Source organism: Flavobacterium humi, from assembly GCF_004745595.1.
Classification (GTDB): Bacteria; Bacteroidota; Bacteroidia; order Flavobacteriales; family Flavobacteriaceae; genus Flavobacterium; species Flavobacterium humi.
This window is the reverse complement of the sequence record NZ_SRLH01000001.1, coordinates 509,378-530,150: the sequence shown is the minus strand read 5'-3', so window position 1 is coordinate 530,150 and position 20,773 is coordinate 509,378. Positions and strand designations below refer to the sequence as shown.

The 20,773-nt window shown below is 41.0% G+C and carries 16 protein-coding genes; 8 read left to right on the top strand and 8 right to left on the bottom strand.

Features of this window, described 5'->3' with window-relative positions; all coding sequences use genetic code 11:
• Nucleotides 1–53: 53 nt before the first annotated feature.
• The 5 genes from E4635_RS02245 to E4635_RS02225 all read right to left on the bottom strand — a co-directional run bounded on the left by E4635_RS02245 (nucleotide 54) and on the right by E4635_RS02225 (nucleotide 7,908).
• Nucleotides 54–1,400, bottom strand: a complete 1,347-nt coding sequence (locus E4635_RS02245; protein ID WP_135524981.1) for an inorganic phosphate transporter — start codon at nucleotides 1,398–1,400, stop codon at nucleotides 54–56.
• Between the two features lie 33 nt (nucleotides 1,401–1,433).
• Nucleotides 1,434–2,078: a DUF47 domain-containing protein gene (locus E4635_RS02240; protein WP_135524980.1), complete on the bottom strand. Its 645-nt coding sequence runs from the start codon at nucleotides 2,076–2,078 to the stop codon at nucleotides 1,434–1,436.
• Between the two features lie 221 nt (nucleotides 2,079–2,299).
• Nucleotides 2,300–3,325: a phytase gene (locus E4635_RS02235; RefSeq protein WP_135524979.1), complete on the bottom strand. Its 1,026-nt coding sequence runs from the start codon at nucleotides 3,323–3,325 to the stop codon at nucleotides 2,300–2,302.
• Between the two features lie 21 nt (nucleotides 3,326–3,346).
• Nucleotides 3,347–6,196 carry a TonB-dependent receptor gene (locus E4635_RS02230; RefSeq protein ID WP_135524978.1) on the bottom strand — a complete coding sequence of 950 codons (2,850 nt, stop codon included), beginning with the start codon at nucleotides 6,194–6,196 and terminating at the stop codon, nucleotides 3,347–3,349.
• A 167-nt stretch (nucleotides 6,197–6,363) separates the two neighbouring features.
• Nucleotides 6,364–7,908, bottom strand: a complete 1,545-nt coding sequence (locus E4635_RS02225; protein WP_135524977.1) for a tetratricopeptide repeat protein — start codon at nucleotides 7,906–7,908, stop codon at nucleotides 6,364–6,366.
• 189 nt (nucleotides 7,909–8,097) lie between these two features.
• On the opposite strand from E4635_RS02225, the gene E4635_RS02220 reads away from it, so the two are divergent.
• From E4635_RS02220 to E4635_RS02200, 5 genes are all read left to right on the top strand, one after another.
• Nucleotides 8,098–9,726, top strand: coding sequence for an acyl-CoA carboxylase subunit beta (locus tag E4635_RS02220; RefSeq protein ID WP_135524976.1), 1,629 nt, complete (start codon nucleotides 8,098–8,100; stop codon nucleotides 9,724–9,726).
• A 36-nt stretch (nucleotides 9,727–9,762) separates the two neighbouring features.
• Nucleotides 9,763–11,307 (top strand): S41 family peptidase, encoded by a 1,545-nt coding sequence (locus E4635_RS02215; RefSeq protein WP_135524975.1) that lies wholly within the window; start codon nucleotides 9,763–9,765, stop codon nucleotides 11,305–11,307.
• A 168-nt stretch (nucleotides 11,308–11,475) separates the two neighbouring features.
• Entirely contained in the window at nucleotides 11,476–12,000 is a 525-nt protein-coding gene (locus E4635_RS02210; protein ID WP_135524974.1) for a hypothetical protein, read from the top strand.
• 166 nt (nucleotides 12,001–12,166) lie between these two features.
• Nucleotides 12,167–13,777 (top strand): M1 family metallopeptidase, encoded by a 1,611-nt coding sequence (locus E4635_RS02205; RefSeq protein ID WP_135524973.1) that lies wholly within the window; start codon nucleotides 12,167–12,169, stop codon nucleotides 13,775–13,777.
• Between the two features lie 64 nt (nucleotides 13,778–13,841).
• The gene (locus E4635_RS02200) at nucleotides 13,842–14,264 is read left to right on the top strand and encodes a DoxX family protein (RefSeq protein ID WP_135524972.1); all 423 of its coding nucleotides are present in this window, start codon (nucleotides 13,842–13,844) and stop codon (nucleotides 14,262–14,264) included.
• A gap of 52 nt (nucleotides 14,265–14,316) precedes the next feature.
• On the opposite strand, the gene prfB is transcribed toward E4635_RS02200, so the two are convergent.
• Both prfB and E4635_RS15670 read right to left on the bottom strand, forming a co-directional pair.
• Nucleotides 14,317–15,415 (bottom strand): peptide chain release factor 2 gene (gene prfB, locus E4635_RS02195; protein ID WP_135524971.1). Its coding sequence is split into 2 segments (ribosomal slippage): nucleotides 14,317–15,351 and nucleotides 15,353–15,415, totalling 1,098 coding nucleotides; the frame shifts between segments, so codons are not numbered across the junction.
• On the bottom strand, nucleotides 15,350–15,577 hold the full coding sequence (locus E4635_RS15670) for a RidA family protein (protein ID WP_169630169.1): 228 nt from the start codon (nucleotides 15,575–15,577) through the stop codon (nucleotides 15,350–15,352). The genes prfB and E4635_RS15670 overlap by 66 nt, the downstream gene beginning before the upstream one ends.
• Nucleotides 15,578–15,586: 9 nt before the next feature.
• Here E4635_RS15670 and E4635_RS02190 point away from each other — a divergent pair, with 9 nt between their 5' ends.
• Nucleotides 15,587–16,612: a threonine aldolase family protein gene (locus E4635_RS02190; protein WP_135524970.1), complete on the top strand. Its 1,026-nt coding sequence runs from the start codon at nucleotides 15,587–15,589 to the stop codon at nucleotides 16,610–16,612.
• Nucleotides 16,613–16,651: 39 nt separating this feature from the next.
• On the opposite strand, the gene E4635_RS02185 is transcribed toward E4635_RS02190, so the two are convergent.
• Nucleotides 16,652–16,975 carry a YbaB/EbfC family nucleoid-associated protein gene (locus tag E4635_RS02185; protein WP_135524969.1) on the bottom strand — a complete coding sequence of 108 codons (324 nt, stop codon included), beginning with the start codon at nucleotides 16,973–16,975 and terminating at the stop codon, nucleotides 16,652–16,654.
• Nucleotides 16,976–17,103: 128 nt separating this feature from the next.
• Here E4635_RS02185 and E4635_RS02180 point away from each other — a divergent pair, with 128 nt between their 5' ends.
• Entirely contained in the window at nucleotides 17,104–19,161 is a 2,058-nt protein-coding gene (locus tag E4635_RS02180; RefSeq protein WP_135524968.1) for a S9 family peptidase, read from the top strand.
• Between the two features lie 77 nt (nucleotides 19,162–19,238).
• Entirely contained in the window at nucleotides 19,239–20,279 is a 1,041-nt protein-coding gene (locus tag E4635_RS02175) for a PLP-dependent cysteine synthase family protein (RefSeq protein WP_135524967.1), read from the top strand.
• The last annotated feature ends 494 nt before the right edge of the window (nucleotides 20,280–20,773 follow it).

The following is a 20,773-nucleotide window of genomic DNA, read 5'->3' as shown; positions in this document are numbered from 1 at the left end:
AAAAAACCTGCAAGCTGCAGGTTTTTTTATATGTAAAACTATATCTTTTTTGATTACATAAAGAGCGCCAAAGTGTAGTAGATAAGGGCTGCCAATACAGCAGATACCGGTATTGTCAGTACCCAGGCCCAAATCAAACTTACGGTTACGCCCCAACGTACTGCGGAGATACGTTTTGTCAACCCGACACCAATAATGGAACCGGTAATGGTATGCGTTGTACTTACAGGGATTTTTAAATGTTCGGTAAAATACAAGGTCAGGGCTCCTGCAGTTTCAGCTGCAACACCTTCAAAAGAAGTTACTTTGGTAATTTTAGATCCCATCGTTTTTACGATTTTCCAACCACCGCTCAATGTCCCGGCAGCAATAGCTGTATAACATGCTAAAGGAATCCATCCCGGCATTTTGCCCGAACTGTCGCCTTCCGGCAGGACAACATCCAGCCAATCCGGCAAGGTACCGTGGGCCACACCACTCGTATGGATATATACTGTTACGGCTGCTGCGATGATACCCATAACTTTTTGAGAATCATTACCTCCGTGTCCTAAACTAAAGGAAGCAGAAGAAAGCAATTGCATTTTTCGAAGCCATGAATCGGATTGGCTATGGCTCAAACTGCTGAAAATCAAACAGAAAGAACTAATAGATAATACGATAAAAGCAACAATGAACCATTTGATATTGTGGGATTCAAAGACAACGCTCCAAAATACCGAATCAAATCTTGGCTTTTCGATTTCGCTGTAATATTTCAATTGGCTTTCTACAAACCAAATGGTCACAACCATTAGCAATACGGTGAATATTTTAGGATAAATGCTTTTCTTGGAGGCATTTAACAACCATATCGAGATTAAGTATGAAACCAGCGCGCCTAACAACGGAGCCAATACGATAAAGGCGATAATGATGGCAACACCTGTTGGCATTCCTCCGTCTTTTCCTGCTTTGTACCAGGTTACGATGTTGTACCAGTGTTTTGTAATGTTTTTTCCTTCTTCCACAACGGTATATCCTTCAAAACCGTGAGCGGCTATTGCATGTGCGATCGCTGCTCCTGCAAAACCTCCAATCAGCGTATGTGACGAACTGGAAGGGATTCCCTGCCACCACGTGAATAAATTCCAGATAATAGCCGCAATAACTCCTGCCAGGATGACGACAAGGTTTATTTCCATGGTGTTGGCTGTTTTGGCCACAGTATCGGCTACGCCAAAACCAAAAACCCAATATGCCAAAAAGTTGAAAAACGCGGCCCAAACCACCGCCTGAAATGGTGAAAGTACTTTTGTTGCAACAATTGTAGCGATAGCATTGGCTGCATCATGGAAACCATTAATGTAGTCAAATATCAATGCCAGAACAATAATTACTATAAGTAAGGTAAATTCCATAAGTATATATTGCTTAAAAAAGCTTTAATAGATTTAAGAATGTTTTACAGAAATTTGTTCCAGGATATTAGAAACCGCTTTACATTTATCTGTCGCCTGTTCAAGAGAAGAAAGGACTTCTTTGTATCGGATGATATTTTTTACGTCCGATTCGTTCTCAAAAATATCGGCAACGGCCTTATCGAAAACCACATCTGCCTTGCTTTCCAATTTATTGATACGCTTGCAAACGTCAGAAATTTTCTTTGGAGTTTTCAGATCTTCCAGCTGAGCCACGCCCACTTTGATCAGTTGACAGGATTCAAGAGTGATTTCAGTAAGTTTACGGATCGATTTGGTGATTTTTTCAATTTGATACAAACGCATTCTGCTCGCTGCACCTTGCAGGTTGTCTGAAACGGCATCAATAGATTTTATAAGGGTATGGATATCTTCCCTGTCAAAAGGAGTGATAAAATTACGGCTTAATTCTAAGTGCGTTTGGTGGTTGATTTCTTCAATTTGCGCTTCCAGTTCATCTATTTTCTTAAGATAATCCTCTCTTTGGTCTTTCGGGACATTTACAGCTTCGTGTAATGTTTCAGCCAGAAGTACAAGTTTGAAGGTAGCTTGTTCAAATAATGGGAAGAATTTTTTATCCTTTGGAACAAGAAATTGAAAAATGTTATTTATAGACATATTATAATGTTTTTGATGGTGCAAAAGTATTGGCGCAACGTTAAGTTATCGTTAAGTTAATATAAAACTCATATTAATATTTTTAACCTTTTGTTAATATTGTCTAATTCAGGTTGTAGCGAAAAATAAAGCGGGAAAATGGCAGCAAATATGGGGCATAAGTATTTGTAAAACAACAAAAGGGCTAAAAAAATAGCCCTTTTGATTGTACTTGCAGCAGTTTATTTTTCAATTTCCTGTAAAATCTTGCCGAAGCTGTATAGGTAAAATTCTTTGGAATCATTCATGGCAACAAAGATTCCTTTTGTGTATTTTCCGCCCAAATCTGCAGTAACTACATCGCAACCGTCAGTTTCTACAGTTGTCAGGTTGATGGCTTTGATAAATTGGTTCGATTCCCGGTCAAAAACATTGAAAAGCCCTCTTTGCTGATCCGAAATGATAAGGTAACCGCCTTTTTCTGAAGTTTTTGCCACAGCGATACCTTCAATGTCTGTCAGGAATTTATCTTGACCGAAAATGGCGATTTCCTGATTTCCTTTGCTTGGTTCCGCATAATATTTCCGTACACCGAATTCTTCGTCGGAATAATAAATGAAACCGTTTTCGCTGTCTACAGCTATGGCTTCGATTTCCTTTTTTCCGCTGAAGTCCCCGAATTTCCGAACCAAAACCGCTTTTATCTGACCGGCTTGGGCTTGCAATTCGTATTGGTAGAGGTAATTTTGCTTTGGCCCGGTTTTTCGGCCCACAACCGCATACATTTTCCCGCTCACAGGAGAATGATATAGTGCAATGCCCATTGGCAATTTGAAATCTGGCAGGGTTGCATCTTCAAAAACCTTGATACCGCCATTATCCAGGGGTTTCATGTCCGGAACTGAAAATACCCGGATTTGCTGTTTTTCCCTTTCGGCGAAAGCCAGGATGGCCACTTTTGATGTATCGTTGATTTTGAAATCATAAGCCAAATCAACGTTATTAGGCCTTTTCATGCCCCGGAGCGTTTTGCTTTCGATGATTTTCCCTTGCAGGTCAAAGGCATAGATTGCCCCGTTTGTTTCTTTGTCTGTACCGAAGATGATGCTTTTTGAAGCGTCCTGCGGATTGACCCAAATGGCAGGATCGTCAGTGTCGTTTATGGTTTTCTGGGTTATGGCGTCTGGTGTTATTGGCATTGCCGGTTTTTCTTCCCTGCAGCTGCATAGTGCTGTTATTGCTACAAATAAAAGGCTGTATTTTTTCATTTCTTGGATTCCTTTTTTGAATTAATAAAGATCGTATTTTAAACCTAAATTGAGTGTTTTTCCATAATATTCCAATTGGGAAACACGATTGACAGTTCCCTGGTAATAGCGCAAAGGCTGATTGGTAAGGTTGTTCAGGTTCAGATAGAAGCTAAGGTTTTTGTTAAAGGAGACGTTGGCATTGAAATCCAAAAAGAACTGTTTGTCGTAATAACGGTCTTCAAAATCACGTTTGCCCAATTCATCCAGGTAAGCATCGGAAAAATTCCCGGACAGGCGCAAACTGAACCTTTTGGTGCTGTAATTCACAGAAGCATTGACCATATGAGGCGTTGATTGCGGCAAATCCAAATCTCCCCGGTTTTCCCCGTCTTCATTACGGATACCTTTTGCCTTGGAAGTCAAATATGTATAATTGGCATATATACTGAAGTTCTTGGCAAAACCAGGCAAAAAGTCAAGGCGGCGCTGGAACGAGAATTCGGCTCCTGCAACAGAGGCATTATCACCGTTCATAGGTGTAAAGACATCGTATCCGTCAGCGTTTTCCGATTGGAACTTATAAATGAAATCATCTATTTTTTTATAAAACACACCTCCGGAAATGATTCCTACCGATTTGAAATAATGCTCGGCCATCATATCGAAATTCATCGAAGTGGTTGGCGTCAGGTCTGGGTTTCCGACGTAAATTTCCTCTTTTTCACGGTTTGTTTCTTTGTACGGAACCAGGTCAATGTAATTCGGCCTTGCCAGGGTATTGGTCCAGGCAGCCCTTAAGATTGTGTTGTTGGTGATGTTGTATTTCAGGTGGATGCCTGGTAAAAAGTTGGTATAGGAATTTTTGACGCTGACAGGGTTTGTCCCTTCAAAATCCCCGTCCGGGTCAAAAGAGATTTCATTCCCGTTGCTGTTGATTGTGGTGTTCTCGAAACGGATTCCGGCCAAAACACTGAATTTGTCTGAAAACTTCTGGTTCATCATCACAAAACCCGCATATATGTTTTCTTTTACGTTAAAGTTAGCCGTAAGGTATTCTTCCGGTTTGTCTTCGGCTTCAAAAACGGAGCTGTCATTTAAATTCAGGCTTCCGATATACTCAGGATTGGCAAACGTACCCACCTGGTATTGGCTTCCGGCCAAAAAATCAGGGTCAGAATAATGTAAGGTCGGAATATCGCCAAGCAACTCCATTTCTGCTCCAAGCGGACTGTATTCCATAAAACTATTCTTCCTGGTTTTCTTTTTCAGGCGGGTTTTGGCACCCCATTTCAAGGTTCCGGTTTGCCCGCTGATTAATGAAGCCGGGATTTGTGCGTTGACCAAAAGGTTAATATCTTTTTCGCTGGTTTTGCTGGTTTCGTCTGTCAATTCGTCAAATTCGAAGGCATTATAGTTTGCATCAGCTTCATTTATTGGAGTAAACCAAGGTTTTTTCGGGTCATTGTTGTATTGGATACCGTATTCGCTTTTGTAGGCGACGTAACGTTCGTGGTCTTTTTTCTCGGAAGCCATGGCATAGGAGGTAAGCCAATCCAGCTGCAGGCTGCCGATTAAGTGATTGCCACCCAAGCTGTAATTTTGCATGCGCTGGTCTTCCAGCCGGGCGCTTTTATGCCTTCCGCCGGAAATTCCTTGTTTGTTCTCCCGAGTGGCTTCAATAGGGAAAGATTGCAAGTTACCGTTTGCATCAATGGTAAAATCCCCGGTTTCGATATCTTCACCATCCAAAATTTCCTGTCCGAAGGCAAAACGCTTTTCCCGGTCATCCCGCCAATTGTATATCGATTTGAAAGTTAGGGCATTGGCATTGTCAATTTTATAATCCAAATTAGCGGAAACACTTCGCCTGATGCGCTGGATCCTGTATTCACGGGCTTCCACCTGTTTGGCATACGGATTTACATTTACTTCTTCCAAATTATCAGGATCTCCGGAATTGTATTCGAATTTGTCTTCCCATTCGGCTTCTATATTATCGCTTCCGAAATCCCGGTCATTGAAAGAGGTAGAAACGAGCCAGCCCAATTTGTCGTTTTTTGACCTATTGCCCAGCAGGAATGAGCCGTTTAGGATGCGTTTATCGGTAATAAAACTGATACCGCTGCCCAATGTTGTTGACAAGCGGAATTTCTGCGGGGAAGTTTTGGTAATCAGGTTGACCGATCCGCCAAGGGCATCAGCATCCATGTCAGGGGTTACGGCTTTGTTTACTTCGACAGTCTGGATCATATCGGTCGGGATCAGGTCCATTTGTACATTACGGTTATCGCCTTCGGCTGAAGGAATCCTGCTTCCGTTTAGGGTAACCGAATTCAATTGCGGCGATAAACCGCGTACAATAATATTCCTTGCTTCTCCCTGGTCGACTTGCATAGTGATGCCGGGAACGCGTTTTACGGCATCGCCAATGTTCGAATCCGGGAATTTGCCAATCTGGTCCGTTGAAATGATATTGACAATGTTTTCCTTGTTTTTTTGCGTGTTTAAAGCTTTGGCTTGACCGTCGGCGCGATAACTTTCTATTTCGACTTCGTTCAGGACTAATTTTTCAGGAGCCAACTGGATCGTGAGGTTTAAAGTCCTGTTTTCTTCAATAGTAATGGAGGATTCGTATGCGGTATACCCCAGGTAGGATACTTTCAGGCTATACGTTCCTTTTGGGATGGATACTATGGAATAACTTCCTTCAAAATCACTGGAAGCTTCTTTTTTTAAGGATTCGATAAACACCCTTGCACCCGGAAGGGAGAAATGGTTTTCATCGATGACTTTTCCTTTTACGGAGCCGTTTTGTGCCATCGTTTGAGTTATGGCAAACAGTAAAAATACCGTTACAAACAACCCTTTAAAAATAATTTGATTTTTCATTTTTTTGAGTTTTATTTTTTTGCCAAAGCTAGATTCCATAATGGTTTCCGGAAAATAAACCACAGCAACAAAGAAGATACCGGATGGCAATTCGGTGTAATAACAAGGCAACATTAATGCGGATTTTACATTTCGGTTACCTTAGCAAAAGAAACGGCTGAAAAGCGTTAAAGGCTCAATAAAAAATTAACCAAATCCTTCTTGGAATCAATCGGAAGTTTTTTCCTGAACCGGTGCCTTGCCACACGGACACTATCGGGTGTAACCCTCAAAATCGAGGCAATTTCTTTGGACGACAAATTAAGGCGCAATAAAATGCCTAGTTTCAATTCGGTAGGGGAAAGGGTTTCAATAGCCGCATCGGAAAGGTTTTTGATATAGTTGGGATGGATTTCCTCAAAGAAAATATTGAAATCTTCCCATTCGTTTTCCTGCTGAAGCGTAAAATCAATGGCGACATATAAGTCTTTTATCAGGTTTTCATGATTCATGGTTTTCCTGCCGGCCATATTTTTCAGTTTGAGGGACAAATCGGAAAGCATTTTGTTTTTCTGGGCAATATGGAGGCTGTAATTGGATAATGCCGCGGTTTTCAGCTCCAGGTTCTTTTGCATGTTTTTTTCTTCGGCCCATTTTTTATCCAGTTCTGATTGTAGCCTTTCCTGCTCGTATTTTTGGATTTTTGCATTGGCAATCCTTTTCTTCCGGATCGACAAATAAAGGATCAGCAAGATGATAATTACCGAGGCCGAAAGCACCAATGCCAACAAAAGCTGTGTCTTGCCCGATTTGTTTTGCGCTTCCAGGATTTTGATCTGGGATTCTTTTTTGTCAATTTCAAAATCAGTCAGCAGCAGGTTTACCTGTTTCTTGTTTTCATTCAATAAAGCGAGTTCTTTGAATTTTTCGGCTTCAATCCTATAGGTATAGGCTTTTTTGTAATCTCCTTTCAAGGCAAATGATTTGGCCAGGTCTTTATGGGCACTTTCCAGCAAATGGTTGTCTTTTAGTTCCAATGACAATTGCAATGCTTGATTGGTCACCACGATAGCGCTATCCAAGTTTTCCTTTTTCCTGTGGATGTCACCCAGATTGTTCAAAACATTGGCTTCCTGCCGGGTATTGGTCGCTTTTACGATAGCATATGATTTATGGAAAAATTGCGATGCCTTTTCAAATTGAAGCAGGTCCTCGTAAATGCTGCCGATGTTTTCATACACTTTGGCGACTTCGAATTTATTGGCCTTTACCGATAGATAGTGCAGGCTCCTGCTTTCCGATTCCAATGCTTTGAGGTACTCGCCCTGTTTTTCGTAATTGGCTCCTAACAAGCTTAATGCATTAGCCAATCCTACCTTATAATCCAATGCTTTTGAAACTTTAAAAGCATCGTTGATAAAACCCAGTGCGTCTTTGTATTGCCGGGTTGTGTTGTAAATGCCGCCAATCTTGTTGCTCACAATCACGTATAAACTGTCCTTGATTTTGCCTTTATAATTGTCCAAAGCCTGATTGTAGTATTCCAGCGCATTTCCGTAAAAGCCGTTGGATTCGTAAATGAGCCCGATCCGGAATTTTTTCAGGGTATTTTTTTCAGAAGCGGGCTGAAAGGATCCCACTTCTGTTTTTTTGAGTTGTTTTAAATCCTTCAGGTCCTGGCAAAAAGCAGTTTGCACAGACCATAAAGCAATACAATATAGGAATGATTTCATTTGAAGGTTGGTTTGACCTGCAAAGGAGTTTTATTATATTGAAAGGAATGTTAATTGCAATTTAATTTATTGTTATCAATAGCTGCCTTCTGATTCGTATAAAAAAAACGCAATGTTAAAAAAATTAAGGAATTTAGAAAAAACGTTTTTGTACTTTAGCGACGCAAAAAAATAACAGACACAATTACAATGGATATTAACTTCAATAAAAACGAAGACCACAACAAACTTTTACTTTCCGACCTCAGACAAAGATTTGCTAAAATCAAGCTTGGCGGAGGCGAAAAAAGAATAGCCAAACTACATGGAGAAGGCAAAATGACAGCCCGGGAACGGATTGATTATTTGTTGGATGATAAGGAAAACTGTATTGAAATAGGTGCTTTTGTCGGTGATGGAATGTACAAGGAACATGGTGGATGCCCGTCTGGCGGCGTGGTAGTCAAAATAGGGTATGTCAGCGGAAAGCAATGCATTGTCGTGGCTAATGACGCTACTGTAAAAGCAGGCGCCTGGTTCCCGATTACGGCCAAGAAAAACCTCCGTGCACAGGAAATCGCCATGGAAAACAGGCTTCCTATTATCTATTTGGTAGATTCTGCAGGTGTGTATTTGCCGATGCAGGACGAAATTTTCCCCGATAAAGAACATTTCGGACGCATATTCCGGAACAATGCCATTATGAGCAGTATGGGAATTACCCAAATCTCGGCAGTTATGGGAAGTTGCGTTGCGGGTGGCGCTTATCTCCCGATTATGAGCGATGAAGCCCTAATTGTAGATAAAACGGGTAGTATTTTCCTGGCGGGAAGCTACCTGGTCAAAGCGGCTATTGGTGAAACTATTGATAATGAAACACTTGGTGGTGCTACAACACACTGCGAAATTTCTGGTGTAACCGATTTTAAAGCGAAAGACGATGCCGCGGCTCTAGACAGGATCAAAAGCATCGTGGGTAAGATCGGTGATTACGAAAAAGCCGGTTATAACAGGATCAAAGCGGAAAAACCGAAATTGGACCCGAACGAAATCTTCGGAATCCTTCCAAAAGCGAGGAATGAACAATACGATATGATGGAGATCATCAGCCGCTTGGTTGATAATTCCGAATTTGACGAATACAAAGCAGGTTACGGCCAGACCATCATTACCGGTTATGCCCGAATTGACGGATGGGCCGTAGGGATTGTTGCCAACCAGCGCAAAGTAGTGAAAACCAAAAATGGCGAAATGCAGTTTGGCGGTGTCATCTATTCCGATTCTGCAGACAAAGCCACTCGTTTTATAGCGAATTGCAACCAAAAGAAAATCCCGTTGGTTTTCCTTCAGGACGTGACCGGATTTATGGTAGGTTCCAAATCCGAGCATGGTGGGATTATTAAAGACGGTGCCAAAATGGTCAACGCGGTTTCCAATTCGGTGGTACCGAAATTTACCGTAGTTGTCGGGAATTCATACGGCGCCGGGAATTATGCCATGTGCGGCAAAGCGTACGACCCAAGGTTGATTTTTGCCTGGCCAAGCGCCGAATTGGCCGTAATGGGCGGGACACAAGCGGCTAAAGTACTGGCACAGATCGAAGCTTCTTCGCTAAAAGCAAAAGGAGAAGAGATCACTCCGGAGAAAGAAGCGGAATTGTTTGATAAGATTAAAGCACGTTATGACGAGCAGGTTTCCCCTTATTATGCTGCCGCTCATTTGTGGACAGATGCGATCATCGATCCTTTAGAGACCAGGACATGGATTTCCATGGGAATCGAGGCTGCAAACCATGCGCCAATTGAGAAACAGTTCAATTTGGGAGTGATCCAGGTGTAAATAAACAAGCTTTTCAGTAGTTTTTAAGTCCGTTCCATGAGAAAAATTCTAATTCTTTGCATTACTGCATTGTTCCTTATCCGATGTGCTTCGGTTGAAAAGCACAATGCGCATATCCAGGATATGATTCCTGTGGAAGATATCAAAAGCGATATCGATTTCGCCTATGGGAAAATGCAGAAAATGCATCCGGATTTGTATTGGTACATTTCAAAAAAGCAACTGGATTATAAGTTTGACAGCTTAAAGGCAACAGTAATTCGTCCTATGACAAGCCTTGATTTTTACAAAAAATTAAGCCCTGTCATCAGTACTGTTGGGCAAGGGCACCTGATTTTACTTCCGAACCAGAAAAAATATACCAAAAAAGAAGTAAAAGCGATAGCCAAAAAAGGGATTGACCCGATTACGCAGTTTGAATTCGAAATATTCAACGATAAATTGTATATCGTCAAAAACAAATCCAACCATAAAAAAATACAGACGGGGACCGAAGTTTTGCTGATGAACAACCAGTCACCACAGGCATTTATGAAGGAATACGACAATTGGTTTGCTTCTGACGGTTTCAATAAGACATTCAAAAAGAACAGGATCGCAAAGTCGCTCAAGATGTTTTACACTTTTGAACATGGCCTGACAGACAGCATCGTTTACCATTTGAAATTCAATGATAGCATTAGGACTGTTTGCATCAAAAGAGATACTGTTTCTTCTGGGAAAAAAACCAAAATTGCCTTAAGCAAAGAGGCTAAAAGAGCGCTAAATCTTAAAAAGTTCGTTCAAGGATATGACAAAGATTCCAAAACGTATATGAGGAATCTTAGGTTTATGGAAAAAGACAGCAGTGTTGCCGTTTTGACCATAAAAGGCTTTAAAAATGGTGATTACAGCACTTTTTACAAAGAAGCGTTTGAAAAGATAAAGAAACATAAATCCCAGTCTTTAATTATTGATTTAAGGAACAATGGTGGTGGCCGAATGAGTGAAATTGCCAATCTATATGCTTATTTAGCAGATACTTCCTTCGTTTTTACACAGGATTATAAGGTAACTTCCAAAACAAGCCTTTTCCGTGCCGAATATTTTAAAAGCGGTGGGATTGGTGCCAAAGTAGCCAAAGGAATTGCATCCCCAATCTATTATGGCTTTATGTTTTTTAAAGTAAGGAAAGGGGAAGATGGGCTGTATTATTACCATACTTCGCGCTCCAAAATCAAGGAACCGAAACAAAATGCCTTCTCCGGTAAAATTTACGTATTGATTAATGGTGGCAGTTTTTCCGCTTCAAGCATCATTTCCTCCGATTTAAAAGGGTCCAAAAGGGCTTATTTTGTTGGTGAGGAAACCGGAGGTGCTTACAACGGCTCTGTTGCAGGCTTTATGCCGCTGGTTACTTTGCCGAAATCGAAACTCAAAGCCCGCATCGGTTTGATGTCTGTAAGGCCTTATTATCAAAGCGCTACCGAAGGACGGGGTATTTTTCCCGACAAGGAAATCGTACCCGCTTTAGAAGACAGGATCAAAGGCACCGACCCTGAAATGGATTGGATCATAAACGATATCAAAAGCGGCTCTTAAACCTTAAATTTTTGTTACTTCTCTAATTTTATATCTTTTTTTGGCCTGCAATACAAAATAAAATGCATTTTTGCTAAAGTTTGTAATCTTTTTCTTGTTTTTATTCAAAAGGAATCTATATTTTTACATAGTTAAAAATGAAACCTAAAATCTCTAAAACCTACAAAAATGAGAAAACTATTCTTTTTACTGATGCTGTTCTTTTCAGCAGCGGCAGTGCAAGCACAAAGCAAAATTGAAAATTTAAAGGTAGTCTGGCCGGAAGAATACAAATGGAAAGTTGGTTCCAGCCAGGAAAATGAGGCATCCCATTTTATGGAATTGATTCCCGAAAAAGAATCGCTGGACAATTGGACCATTATCGGGACAATGCTCTCCCTTAAAAATGTATCGAACATCCCGATGGATAAGGCGATGAATCTTTTTTATTCGAAAACCAAGAATACTGCGCCCGGAGCCAAATTGACCCTGATTGAGAAAAAAGACGGCATCAAAAATTCCTGGATCCTTTTTAAAGTTGAAGTTGAAAAATACCTGAACAACTCAAAACCCGAATCGCAGGTGTATTATATTGTCCAGGGAGATGCGACGCTGTATGTGAACATTGTAGGCGTCAAGGAAAAGACAATCTCAAAATCATTTGAAGAAAAATGGAGCAAAATTTTTAAGTCAAGCCAGCTTGTTTTAGAATAAAACAGCTCCACTACTGCATAACCCAACAACACTCGCACCCGGCAAGCCCTTGAGCACCCGGGTGTTTTTATACGGTCAAATTCCGTTAAATAAAGCCTAAATAAAACTGCATAATAAAATCTGCTCCTAACTTTACAGGGTCATTTTTTATTTTTAAATTAACGCCATGAAAAATACCATACTTACTTCTCTTTTTATCATTGCATTCCAACAGCTTTCGGCCCAAACCGCGACACGGCGGGATTCCCTGCAAGGAGGGCTTCGGCCGGAGAGGACATGCTTCGACGTACAGCGTTATGATTTGAATATCAAAATCAACCCTGACGAAAAAACAATCGTGGGTTATAATGACATTGCCTTTAAAGTAGTTGAAAATACCAGTAAAATCCAGTTGGACCTTTTTGAAAATATGCAAATTGACAGTATTGTCTTCAATGCAAAAAAATTGAATTTCATCCGGGAGGAAATCGCTGTTTTCATAACATTTCCCGACGAATTGAAAAAAGGTTCAGACCAGAAACTACGCTTTTATTATTCAGGAAAACCGATTATTGCCAAACGGGCTCCATGGGATGGCGGATTTGTTTTTACACAGGATTCGAAAGGAAAACCATGGATTGGGGTTGCAGTTCAAGGAACAGGGGCGAGTTTATGGTATCCTGTAAAAGATTCCCAGAGCGACGAACCGGACAATGGCGCCAGCATTAAAATTGCGGTACCGAACGGATTGATGAATGTTTCCAACGGAAGGTTCCTGGGAAGCGAAGATCTGAAAAACGGCTATACCCGTTGGGACTGGGAAGTTAAAAACCCGATAAATACTTATGATATTACAGCCAATATAGCTGATTACGCACATATCCACGACAATCACAAGGGCTTGGACCTTGATTATTACGTATTGCGCGAAAACGAAGAGAAAGCCCGAAAACATTTTGAAGAAGTAAAACCGATGATGGATTGTTTCCAATCGAAATTCGGGGCCTATCCTTTTACAGATGATGGCTATAAATTGGTGGAAACCCCTTATTTGGGGATGGAACATCAAAGTGCCGTAGCCTATGGTAACCATTATCTGCAGGGCTACCTGGGCAATGATCTTTCCAGTACGGGAGTCGGCCTGCTGTTTGACTTTATCACCATCCACGAAAGTGGGCACGAATGGTTCGGAAACAGCATCACCAGTAAAGATATTGCAGATATGTGGATCCATGAAAGTTTCACGCAATATTCTGAAATTGTTTTCATCGAATGCCAGTTTGGGTATGAAAAAGCCATGCAATACGCTAACGGTTTAAAAGACAATGTTAGTAATGACAGGCCAATCATCGGCCAATATGGTGTCAATAAAGAAGGTTCGGGCGATATGTACCCAAAAGGAGCCTTGATGCTCAATACGATCAGGCATATTGTAAACGACGATGCCAAATGGTGGAAAATGCTACTGAAATATTCTGAAACATACCGGAAGAAAATCATTGATACGCAAACGGTTGTCGATTTCTTCAACGCGGAATCCGGAACGGACCTAACCCCGGTTTTTAATCAATACTTGCGTTATACGAATATCCCCGAACTGGAATTCCGGAAAGAGAAAAATGACATTGAGTTTCGTTGGAAAGCAGACGAACCTGGTTTTGCCATGCCGGTTGACATTACCATCAAGGGTAAAAAAGTAAGGCTTCAGCCTACAAGCGAATGGAAAAAGCTGGCAGAAAAAGTAAAATCGATGGATAATATCAAGGTGCTGAAAAATAATTTTTTTATAAAAAGCTGATTTTAAGTAGGTTATTTCTATCAGATTTACTAAATTAGTTTAGTAATTTTAAAACTAAACTAATATGGGAACTGTTAAGAGCTTGAATAAATGGGCCAACGCCCACACGTATTATCCAGTAGACGTTTTGCGGATTATTGTAGGGATATTTTTGTTTGTCAAAGGGATTTCATTTCTTACGGATACCGAATATTACACCCAATTGGTCGCTCCGATCAAGAATATAGGAGGAGGGATGCTTTTTGTGCATTATATTGTCGCTGCCCATATGGTTGGCGGGATTATGATTGTCTTCGGATTATTGACCCGATGGGCGATCGCAGCACAGCTTCCGATATTGTTAGCCGCATTCCTGATCAATTTTATCGGGGAAATGCACGTGGGCAATTTAATATTGTCATTCCTTCTTTTTGTCATCTGCCTTTTTTTCCTTTTCTACGGAAGTGGGAAACATTCGGCTGATTATTATTTCAAAATGCAACAGTAAGCTAATCATATCCAAAGGAAAAGGCCTAAACAATAGTAGTTTAGGCCTTTTTTTATTTTTCTTCCTTTTGTCCCATCATCATCAGGTAGGCTTTGAGGAATTCATCCAAATCTCCGTTCATCACACCGTCAACGTCACTTGTCTCATACTGGGTCCGGACATCTTTGATGAGCTTGTACGGATGCAAAACATAATTACGGATTTGCGAGCCCCATTCGATTTTCATTTTCCCGGCTTCAATATCGGCACGTTGTTCCATCTGCTTTTTCAGCTCGATTTCGTATAACTGCGAGCGGAGCATCTGCATGGCACGCGTCCTATTGTCATGTTGCGAGCGTGTTTCGGAACATTGTATCTGGATTCCCGTGGGCTTGTGCAATAACTGGACTTTGGTTTCCACCTTATTGACATTCTGCCCGCCGGCACCACTGGATCGCGCCGTAGTGATTTCTATATCCGCAGGATTGATTTCAATCTCGATCGTATCATCCACTAAAGGATATACATACACCGAAGCAAAGGAAGTGTGCCGTTTGGCATTACTGTCAAAAGGCGAGATCCGTACCAACCTGTGCACGCCGTTTTCCCCTTTGAGGTAACCAAAAGAATAATCGCCTTCAAATTCGAGAGTGACGGTTTTAATACCCGCTACGTCGCCTTCCTGAAAGTTAAGTTCTTTTATTTTGTAGCCGCTTTTTTCGCCCCACATCATGTACATCCGCATGAGCATCGAGGCCCAGTCACAGCTTTCGGTCCCACCGGCACCGGCTGTAATTTGCAGGACGGCGCTCATGCTGTCGCCCTCTTCCGAAAGCATGTTTTTAAACTCGATGTTTTCTATATGGTTATTGATCGTGTCATACAGTTCATCCAGTTCGGTTTCGGTAAGCTCTCCTTCTTTGAAAAAATCGTAGGCAATCTGGAGTTCATCACTTAAATTGACAGCTTTTTCATAATCTTCGACCCATTTTTTCTTAGAACGCAGGTTCCGGACAATGACTTCGGCTTCTTTGGCGTTGTTCCAAAAATCAGGGGCAAAGGTCTTCTCTTCCTCGTTAGTAATTTCGATTAATTTGGCATCAATGTCAAAGATACCTCCTCAACGCACCAAGGCGCTCTACAATACCTTTTATTTGTTCGGTATTTGTCATAAATAATATTATTTTTGTTACATTTTTATTGGAAGCTATTCCCGCTTTCGCCTTTATCTTTTTAAGGATATGCCTTCGCTGTCGCTCAGGCCCATCCTCAAAAAGGATACCGGCTTTATCGGGGCTAGTTTCATCACTTGAATAAGCAAAAGTACCATTCATTTTATAATTATGGAAATAAATTTAGTAAGCGATACAGTTACAAAGCCCACACAGGAAATGCTGCAAGCCATGTTTCAGGCAAAAGTAGGGGATGACGTATACAAGCAAGACCCGACAGTAAATGCCCTGGAAGAAAAAGTAGCTGCAATGTTCGGCATGGAAGCCGCCTTGTTTTTTCCCTCCGGGACCATGGCCAACCAAACCGCTATAAAATTGCTTACCAATCCTGGAGAGCAGGTTATTTGTGACAAATGGTCCCATATTTACCATTACGAAGGCGGCGGAGCTTCTTTTAATAGCGGCGTTTCCTGCAACCTGGTGGATGGGGACAGAGGCATGATTACGGCAGACCTTGTTAAAAATGCCATTAACGACCCGGAATTTTACCATGCGCCGTTAACTAGCCTGGTCAGTATCGAAAATACTACAAACAAAGGTGGTGGCGCTTGTTATGATATAGATGTCCTGAAAGAAATCAAGCAGGTTTGTGTGCAAAATAAACTGAAGTACCACCTGGATGGCGCGCGTTTGTGGAACGCCCTAATAGCCAAAAAGCAATCGCCAAGGCAATTTGGGGAATTGTTTGATACCATCTCTGTTTGTTTGTCAAAAGGATTGGGTGCGCCGGTAGGATCGGTCCTGGTTTCCGATGCGGCAACCATAAAAAAGGCATTGCGTGTCCGTAAGATCCTGGGCGGAGGAATGCGCCAGGCAGGTTATTTGGCTGCCGCAGGGATTTATGCCCTGGACAATCATGTAGAGCGTTTGGCAGACGACCACCGCCGTGCTAAGGAATTGGGAGGCATCCTTAAACAATTGCCGTGGGTGGCTTCGGTAGAGCCTGTGGAAACCAATATTTTAATATTTTCCATCCAGCCTTATTTAAGCGAGAAAGCCATCATCGAAAAACTGAAAACAAAAGGAATCCATATCAGTTCGATGGGACAGGGCAAATTACGAATCGTAACACACCTCGATTACCGTCAGGTGATGCACGAATATGTTTTGGAAATGCTGCCTAAAGTATCGGTATAATTGAAAATAAACAAAAAGAGAGGAAAAAACCTCTCTTTTTTATTTGAACATATCCATTCCCGGGATGTTTGGCATGCCGTCTTTGGCAACAGCCGCCAGTTCGGCCTCGTTTATTGCAGAAGCCCTTTCAACTGCTTTATTCAGAACCAAGAGCAGGTAATCTTCCAATTGTTCCTTGTCTTCCAAAAGCGAATCGTCAATGGAAACCGCTTTTATTTTCCTGTTCGCGGTTATGGTTACCTTAAGCAGTCCGTCAGTGCTTTGCTCGTCTATCAAAACCGAATCAAGCCTTTTTTTAGTTTCTTCTATTTTTTGCTGGGTTTCTTTCAGTTTCCCCATCATTCCCATGATATCTCCGAACATTTCCGTTTTTTTTAAATTAGCTGTAAAATTATCACATTTCACCCCACAAAAACAACAAAAAAACTGCTTCTATTTGGTTTTTTATATGTTATTTTTGCACAACATTTATTATTCTAAATGCTAAAAAAATGACTACGATATTTCCTCCGGTTGCTAAAATCATTCCGCATACCCTTGAAAAGCACAATGACATCAGAATCGATAATTACTATTGGCTGAACGACCGGGAAAACCCTGAAGTGATTGATTACCTGAACAAGGAGAATGACTATTACAACGAAATGACATCCCATACGAAGGACTTTCAAAAATCCTTGTTTGAGGAGATGAAATCCCGCATTAAGGAAGACGACCAGTCTGTTCCGTACTTGTACAACGGCTATTACTACATTACCCGTTTCGAAATAGGACAGGATTATCCAATTTATTCCCGTAAGAAAGGAAGTTTGGAAGCTCCTGAGGAAATTATGTTCAATTGCAACGAAATGGCCAAAGGCAATGCTTATTTCCAGCTGGGCGGAGTGAGCGTAAGCCCGGACAACCAGTTTGCTACTTTTGCGGTCGATACCAAAGGAAGGAGGATTTATACGATCCGGGTCAAAAACCTGCTTACAGGGGAAATCCTTCCGGACACGATAGAAAATACCAGCGGCGGTTCGGTTTGGGCCAATGACAACAAGACCATTTTCTATACGAACCAGGATAAAAAAACGTTGCGTTCCGATAAGATTTTCAAACACAATTTAGGAACCGATTCTAAAGATGATGCGTTGGTTTTCCATGAAAAAGACGATACTTTTAGCGTTTATATCTACAAAGAAAAATCTAAAAAGTACCTGGTGATAGGATCTTCCAGCACGTTGACTTCCGAATACAGGACATTAAATGCCAATACGCCTAACGAAGCTTTTGAGGTTTTCCAGCCCCGCGTGAGAGGATTGGAATATAGTATTTCGCATTTTGAAGACCATTTTTATATTTTGACCAACAAGGACGAGGCGACTAATTTTAAGCTGATGAAAACGCCTGAAAATGCGACATCGAAAGAAAATTGGACCGATGTCATCCCGCACCGCGAGGAAGTATTGCTGGAGGACATAGAAATTTTCAAAGAGTACCTCGTTGTGGAAGAACGCGCCAACGGCCTGACACAACTGCGTATCATGCCATGGTCCGGAAAAGGGGAATATTACCTGCCTTTTGAAAGCGAAACCTATTCGGCTTTTACCACGACAAATGTTGATTTTGACACCGATATCCTTCGTTATGGCTACCAATCCCTGACTACACCTTCTTCCGTCATTGATTTTAACATGAAAGGCAAAACCAAGGAAATCAAGAAGGAACAACAGGTTTTGGGTGGGAATTTCGATAAAAACAATTATACGGAGAAAAGAATCTGGGCTACAGCTCAGGACGGGACCAAAGTTCCTATTTCGATCGTTCACAGGAAAGATATCACCCAAAACGGTAAAAATCCTTTGTTGCAATATGCTTACGGATCGTATGGCTATTCGATGGACTGCACATTTTCAACCACAAGGCTGAGTTTGCTGGACCGCGGGTTCATTTTTGCCATAGCACATATCCGCGGCGGGGAAGATTTGGGAAGACCATGGTACGAAAACGGGAAATTGTTAAAGAAGAAAAACACCTTTACTGATTTTATTGACTGTTCCAGGTTTTTAATCACTGAAGAATATACTTCGCCTGAACATTTATATGCCGAAGGAGGCTCGGCAGGAGGATTACTAATGGGCGCTGTTGTCAATGCCGCACCCGAATTGTACCACGGAGTGATTGCCCAGGTGCCTTTCGTAGACGTCATCACTACCATGCTTGATGATTCCATCCCGCTGACCACAGGAGAGTACGACGAATGGGGAAATCCGAACGAAAAGGAATATTACGATTACATGTTGTCTTATTCGCCTTATGACAACATCAAAAAACAAAATTACCCTAATATGTTAATAACGACCGGATTGCATGATTCTCAAGTGCAATATTGGGAACCGGCAAAATGGATCGCCAAATTGAGGACTTTAAAAACCGATACCAACCTATTGTATTTGAATACTAATATGGACGCCGGACATGGCGGGGCTTCCGGACGTTTTGAAGCGTTGAAGGAGATAGCAAAAGAATTTAGTTTTTTATTAGATTTAGAAGGAATTCTAAAGTAATTGAAATTTTTTTTATAGATTTGCAGAGTTTTGGGTATATTTATAATTCAAAATTTAATGCCACGATTTACTATTATATGGGAAAAGATATTATAGCTTACAATAATGTATTGGAACTGATTGGTAATACACCACTTATTAAAATCAATAAAATTACTGAAAGTTTAAAAGGTAATTTTTATGCTAAAGTGGAAGCCTTTAATCCTGGCCATTCCACTAAAGACAGAATTGCATTATACATTATTGAAGAAGCTGAAAGGCAAGGGATATTGAAACCGGGCGATACTATTATTGAAACCACTTCTGGTAATACAGGGTTCAGTTTAGCGATGGTTAGTATCATTAAGGGATATGAGTGTATCCTTGCCGTAAGTTCAAAATCTTCCGCTGATAAAATAGATATGTTACGCAGCATGGGTGCCAAAGTATATGTCTGCCCGGCTCATGTATCTGCTGATGATGAACGTTCGTATTACAATGTGGCAAAAAGGCTGCATGAGGAAACAAAAGGTTCGGTATACATCAATCAGTATTTTAATGACCTGAATATTGAGGCGCATTACAAAACTACAGGCCCTGAAATCTGGGAACAGACCAATGGGAAAATCACGCACTTAATTGCCTGTACCGGAACCGGAGGGACACTTTCCGGCGCTGCAAAATACTTAAAGGAGCAAAACCCGGATATCAGGATATTAGGGGTGGATGCTTTTGGTTCGGTGATTAAGAAATACCATGAAACCAAAGAATTCGACAACGACGAAATTTACCCTTACAGAATAGAAGGATTGGGCAAAAACCTGATCCCTACCGCTACGGATTTTGATATCATCGATAAGTTCGTTAAAGTTACCGATGAGGAAAGTGCCCACATGACCCGAAACATAGCCAAAACGGAAGGACTTTTCGTAGGATATACTTCAGGAGCTGTTATGCAGGCGGTTAAACAATATGCAGAAGAAGGCGAATTCGATGAAAACAGCAATGTAATTGCCATCTTCCCTGATCACGGCTCAAGATACATGAGTAAAGTATTCAGCGACGAATGGATGAATGCGCAAGGTTTTTTCGATAGCGTAAATGCTGAAGAAGCCCAAAAAATAGAATTTATCAAATAGAAACGGATTTCCTTATTTTAAGGATTAGAGATATAAAAAACTCCAGTTGATGATGCTGGAGTTTTTTTGTGGCCAATAGTTTTATAGAGTATAGTAAACTTCACAAAATAGCACTATAAAGAATAGGTTCTCATCGCAATTTGCAATAGAATTTAGTATTCGTTCAGTCCTGAATTTTTTCCAATTGAACTTGTGTTTTAAACTTATGATTTTTATCCCTTCATGCTTCAGCCAATATCCTTTATTAAATAGATTTGCAGGATAGAAAATATATTTTTCTCCATTTCTAAAATCTGTAATTACAAAATTATAATTGCTCTGTATTCTTATGCCAAAAATATCCTTGTCCCCTAGAGTAATTTTTAAGTCAAGGCCAATCCGGCCCTTTTCCCAAGCGAAATAATAAGTATCCTTATTGGTTTCGGACTCATAAACAGCCAATAACAGCCGTTTGTTCTTATAGCTAAAACGCCCAATTTTGCGATCTTTCTCAA

Coding starts and splice junctions, on each gene's coding strand:
- E4635_RS02190 (WP_135524970.1), top strand. CDS start 15,587: ATGGAAATAAATTTAGTAAGCGATACAGTTACAAAGCCCACACAGGAA.
- E4635_RS02225 (WP_135524977.1), bottom strand. CDS start 7,908: ATGAAATCATTCCTATATTGTATTGCTTTATGGTCTGTGCAAACTGCT.
- E4635_RS02220 (WP_135524976.1), top strand. CDS start 8,098: ATGGATATTAACTTCAATAAAAACGAAGACCACAACAAACTTTTACTT.
- E4635_RS02235 (WP_135524979.1), bottom strand. CDS start 3,325: ATGAAAAAATACAGCCTTTTATTTGTAGCAATAACAGCACTATGCAGC.
- E4635_RS02210 (WP_135524974.1), top strand. CDS start 11,476: ATGAGAAAACTATTCTTTTTACTGATGCTGTTCTTTTCAGCAGCGGCA.
- E4635_RS02200 (WP_135524972.1), top strand. CDS start 13,842: ATGGGAACTGTTAAGAGCTTGAATAAATGGGCCAACGCCCACACGTAT.
- E4635_RS02180 (WP_135524968.1), top strand. CDS start 17,104: ATGACTACGATATTTCCTCCGGTTGCTAAAATCATTCCGCATACCCTT.
- E4635_RS02185 (WP_135524969.1), bottom strand. CDS start 16,975: ATGTTCGGAGATATCATGGGAATGATGGGGAAACTGAAAGAAACCCAG.
- E4635_RS02175 (WP_135524967.1), top strand. CDS start 19,239: ATGGGAAAAGATATTATAGCTTACAATAATGTATTGGAACTGATTGGT.
- E4635_RS02215 (WP_135524975.1), top strand. CDS start 9,763: ATGAGAAAAATTCTAATTCTTTGCATTACTGCATTGTTCCTTATCCGA.
- E4635_RS02230 (WP_135524978.1), bottom strand. CDS start 6,196: ATGAAAAATCAAATTATTTTTAAAGGGTTGTTTGTAACGGTATTTTTA.
- E4635_RS02205 (WP_135524973.1), top strand. CDS start 12,167: ATGAAAAATACCATACTTACTTCTCTTTTTATCATTGCATTCCAACAG.
- E4635_RS02240 (WP_135524980.1), bottom strand. CDS start 2,078: ATGTCTATAAATAACATTTTTCAATTTCTTGTTCCAAAGGATAAAAAA.
- E4635_RS15670 (WP_169630169.1), bottom strand. CDS start 15,577: ATGAATGGTACTTTTGCTTATTCAAGTGATGAAACTAGCCCCGATAAA.
- E4635_RS02245 (WP_135524981.1), bottom strand. CDS start 1,400: ATGGAATTTACCTTACTTATAGTAATTATTGTTCTGGCATTGATATTT.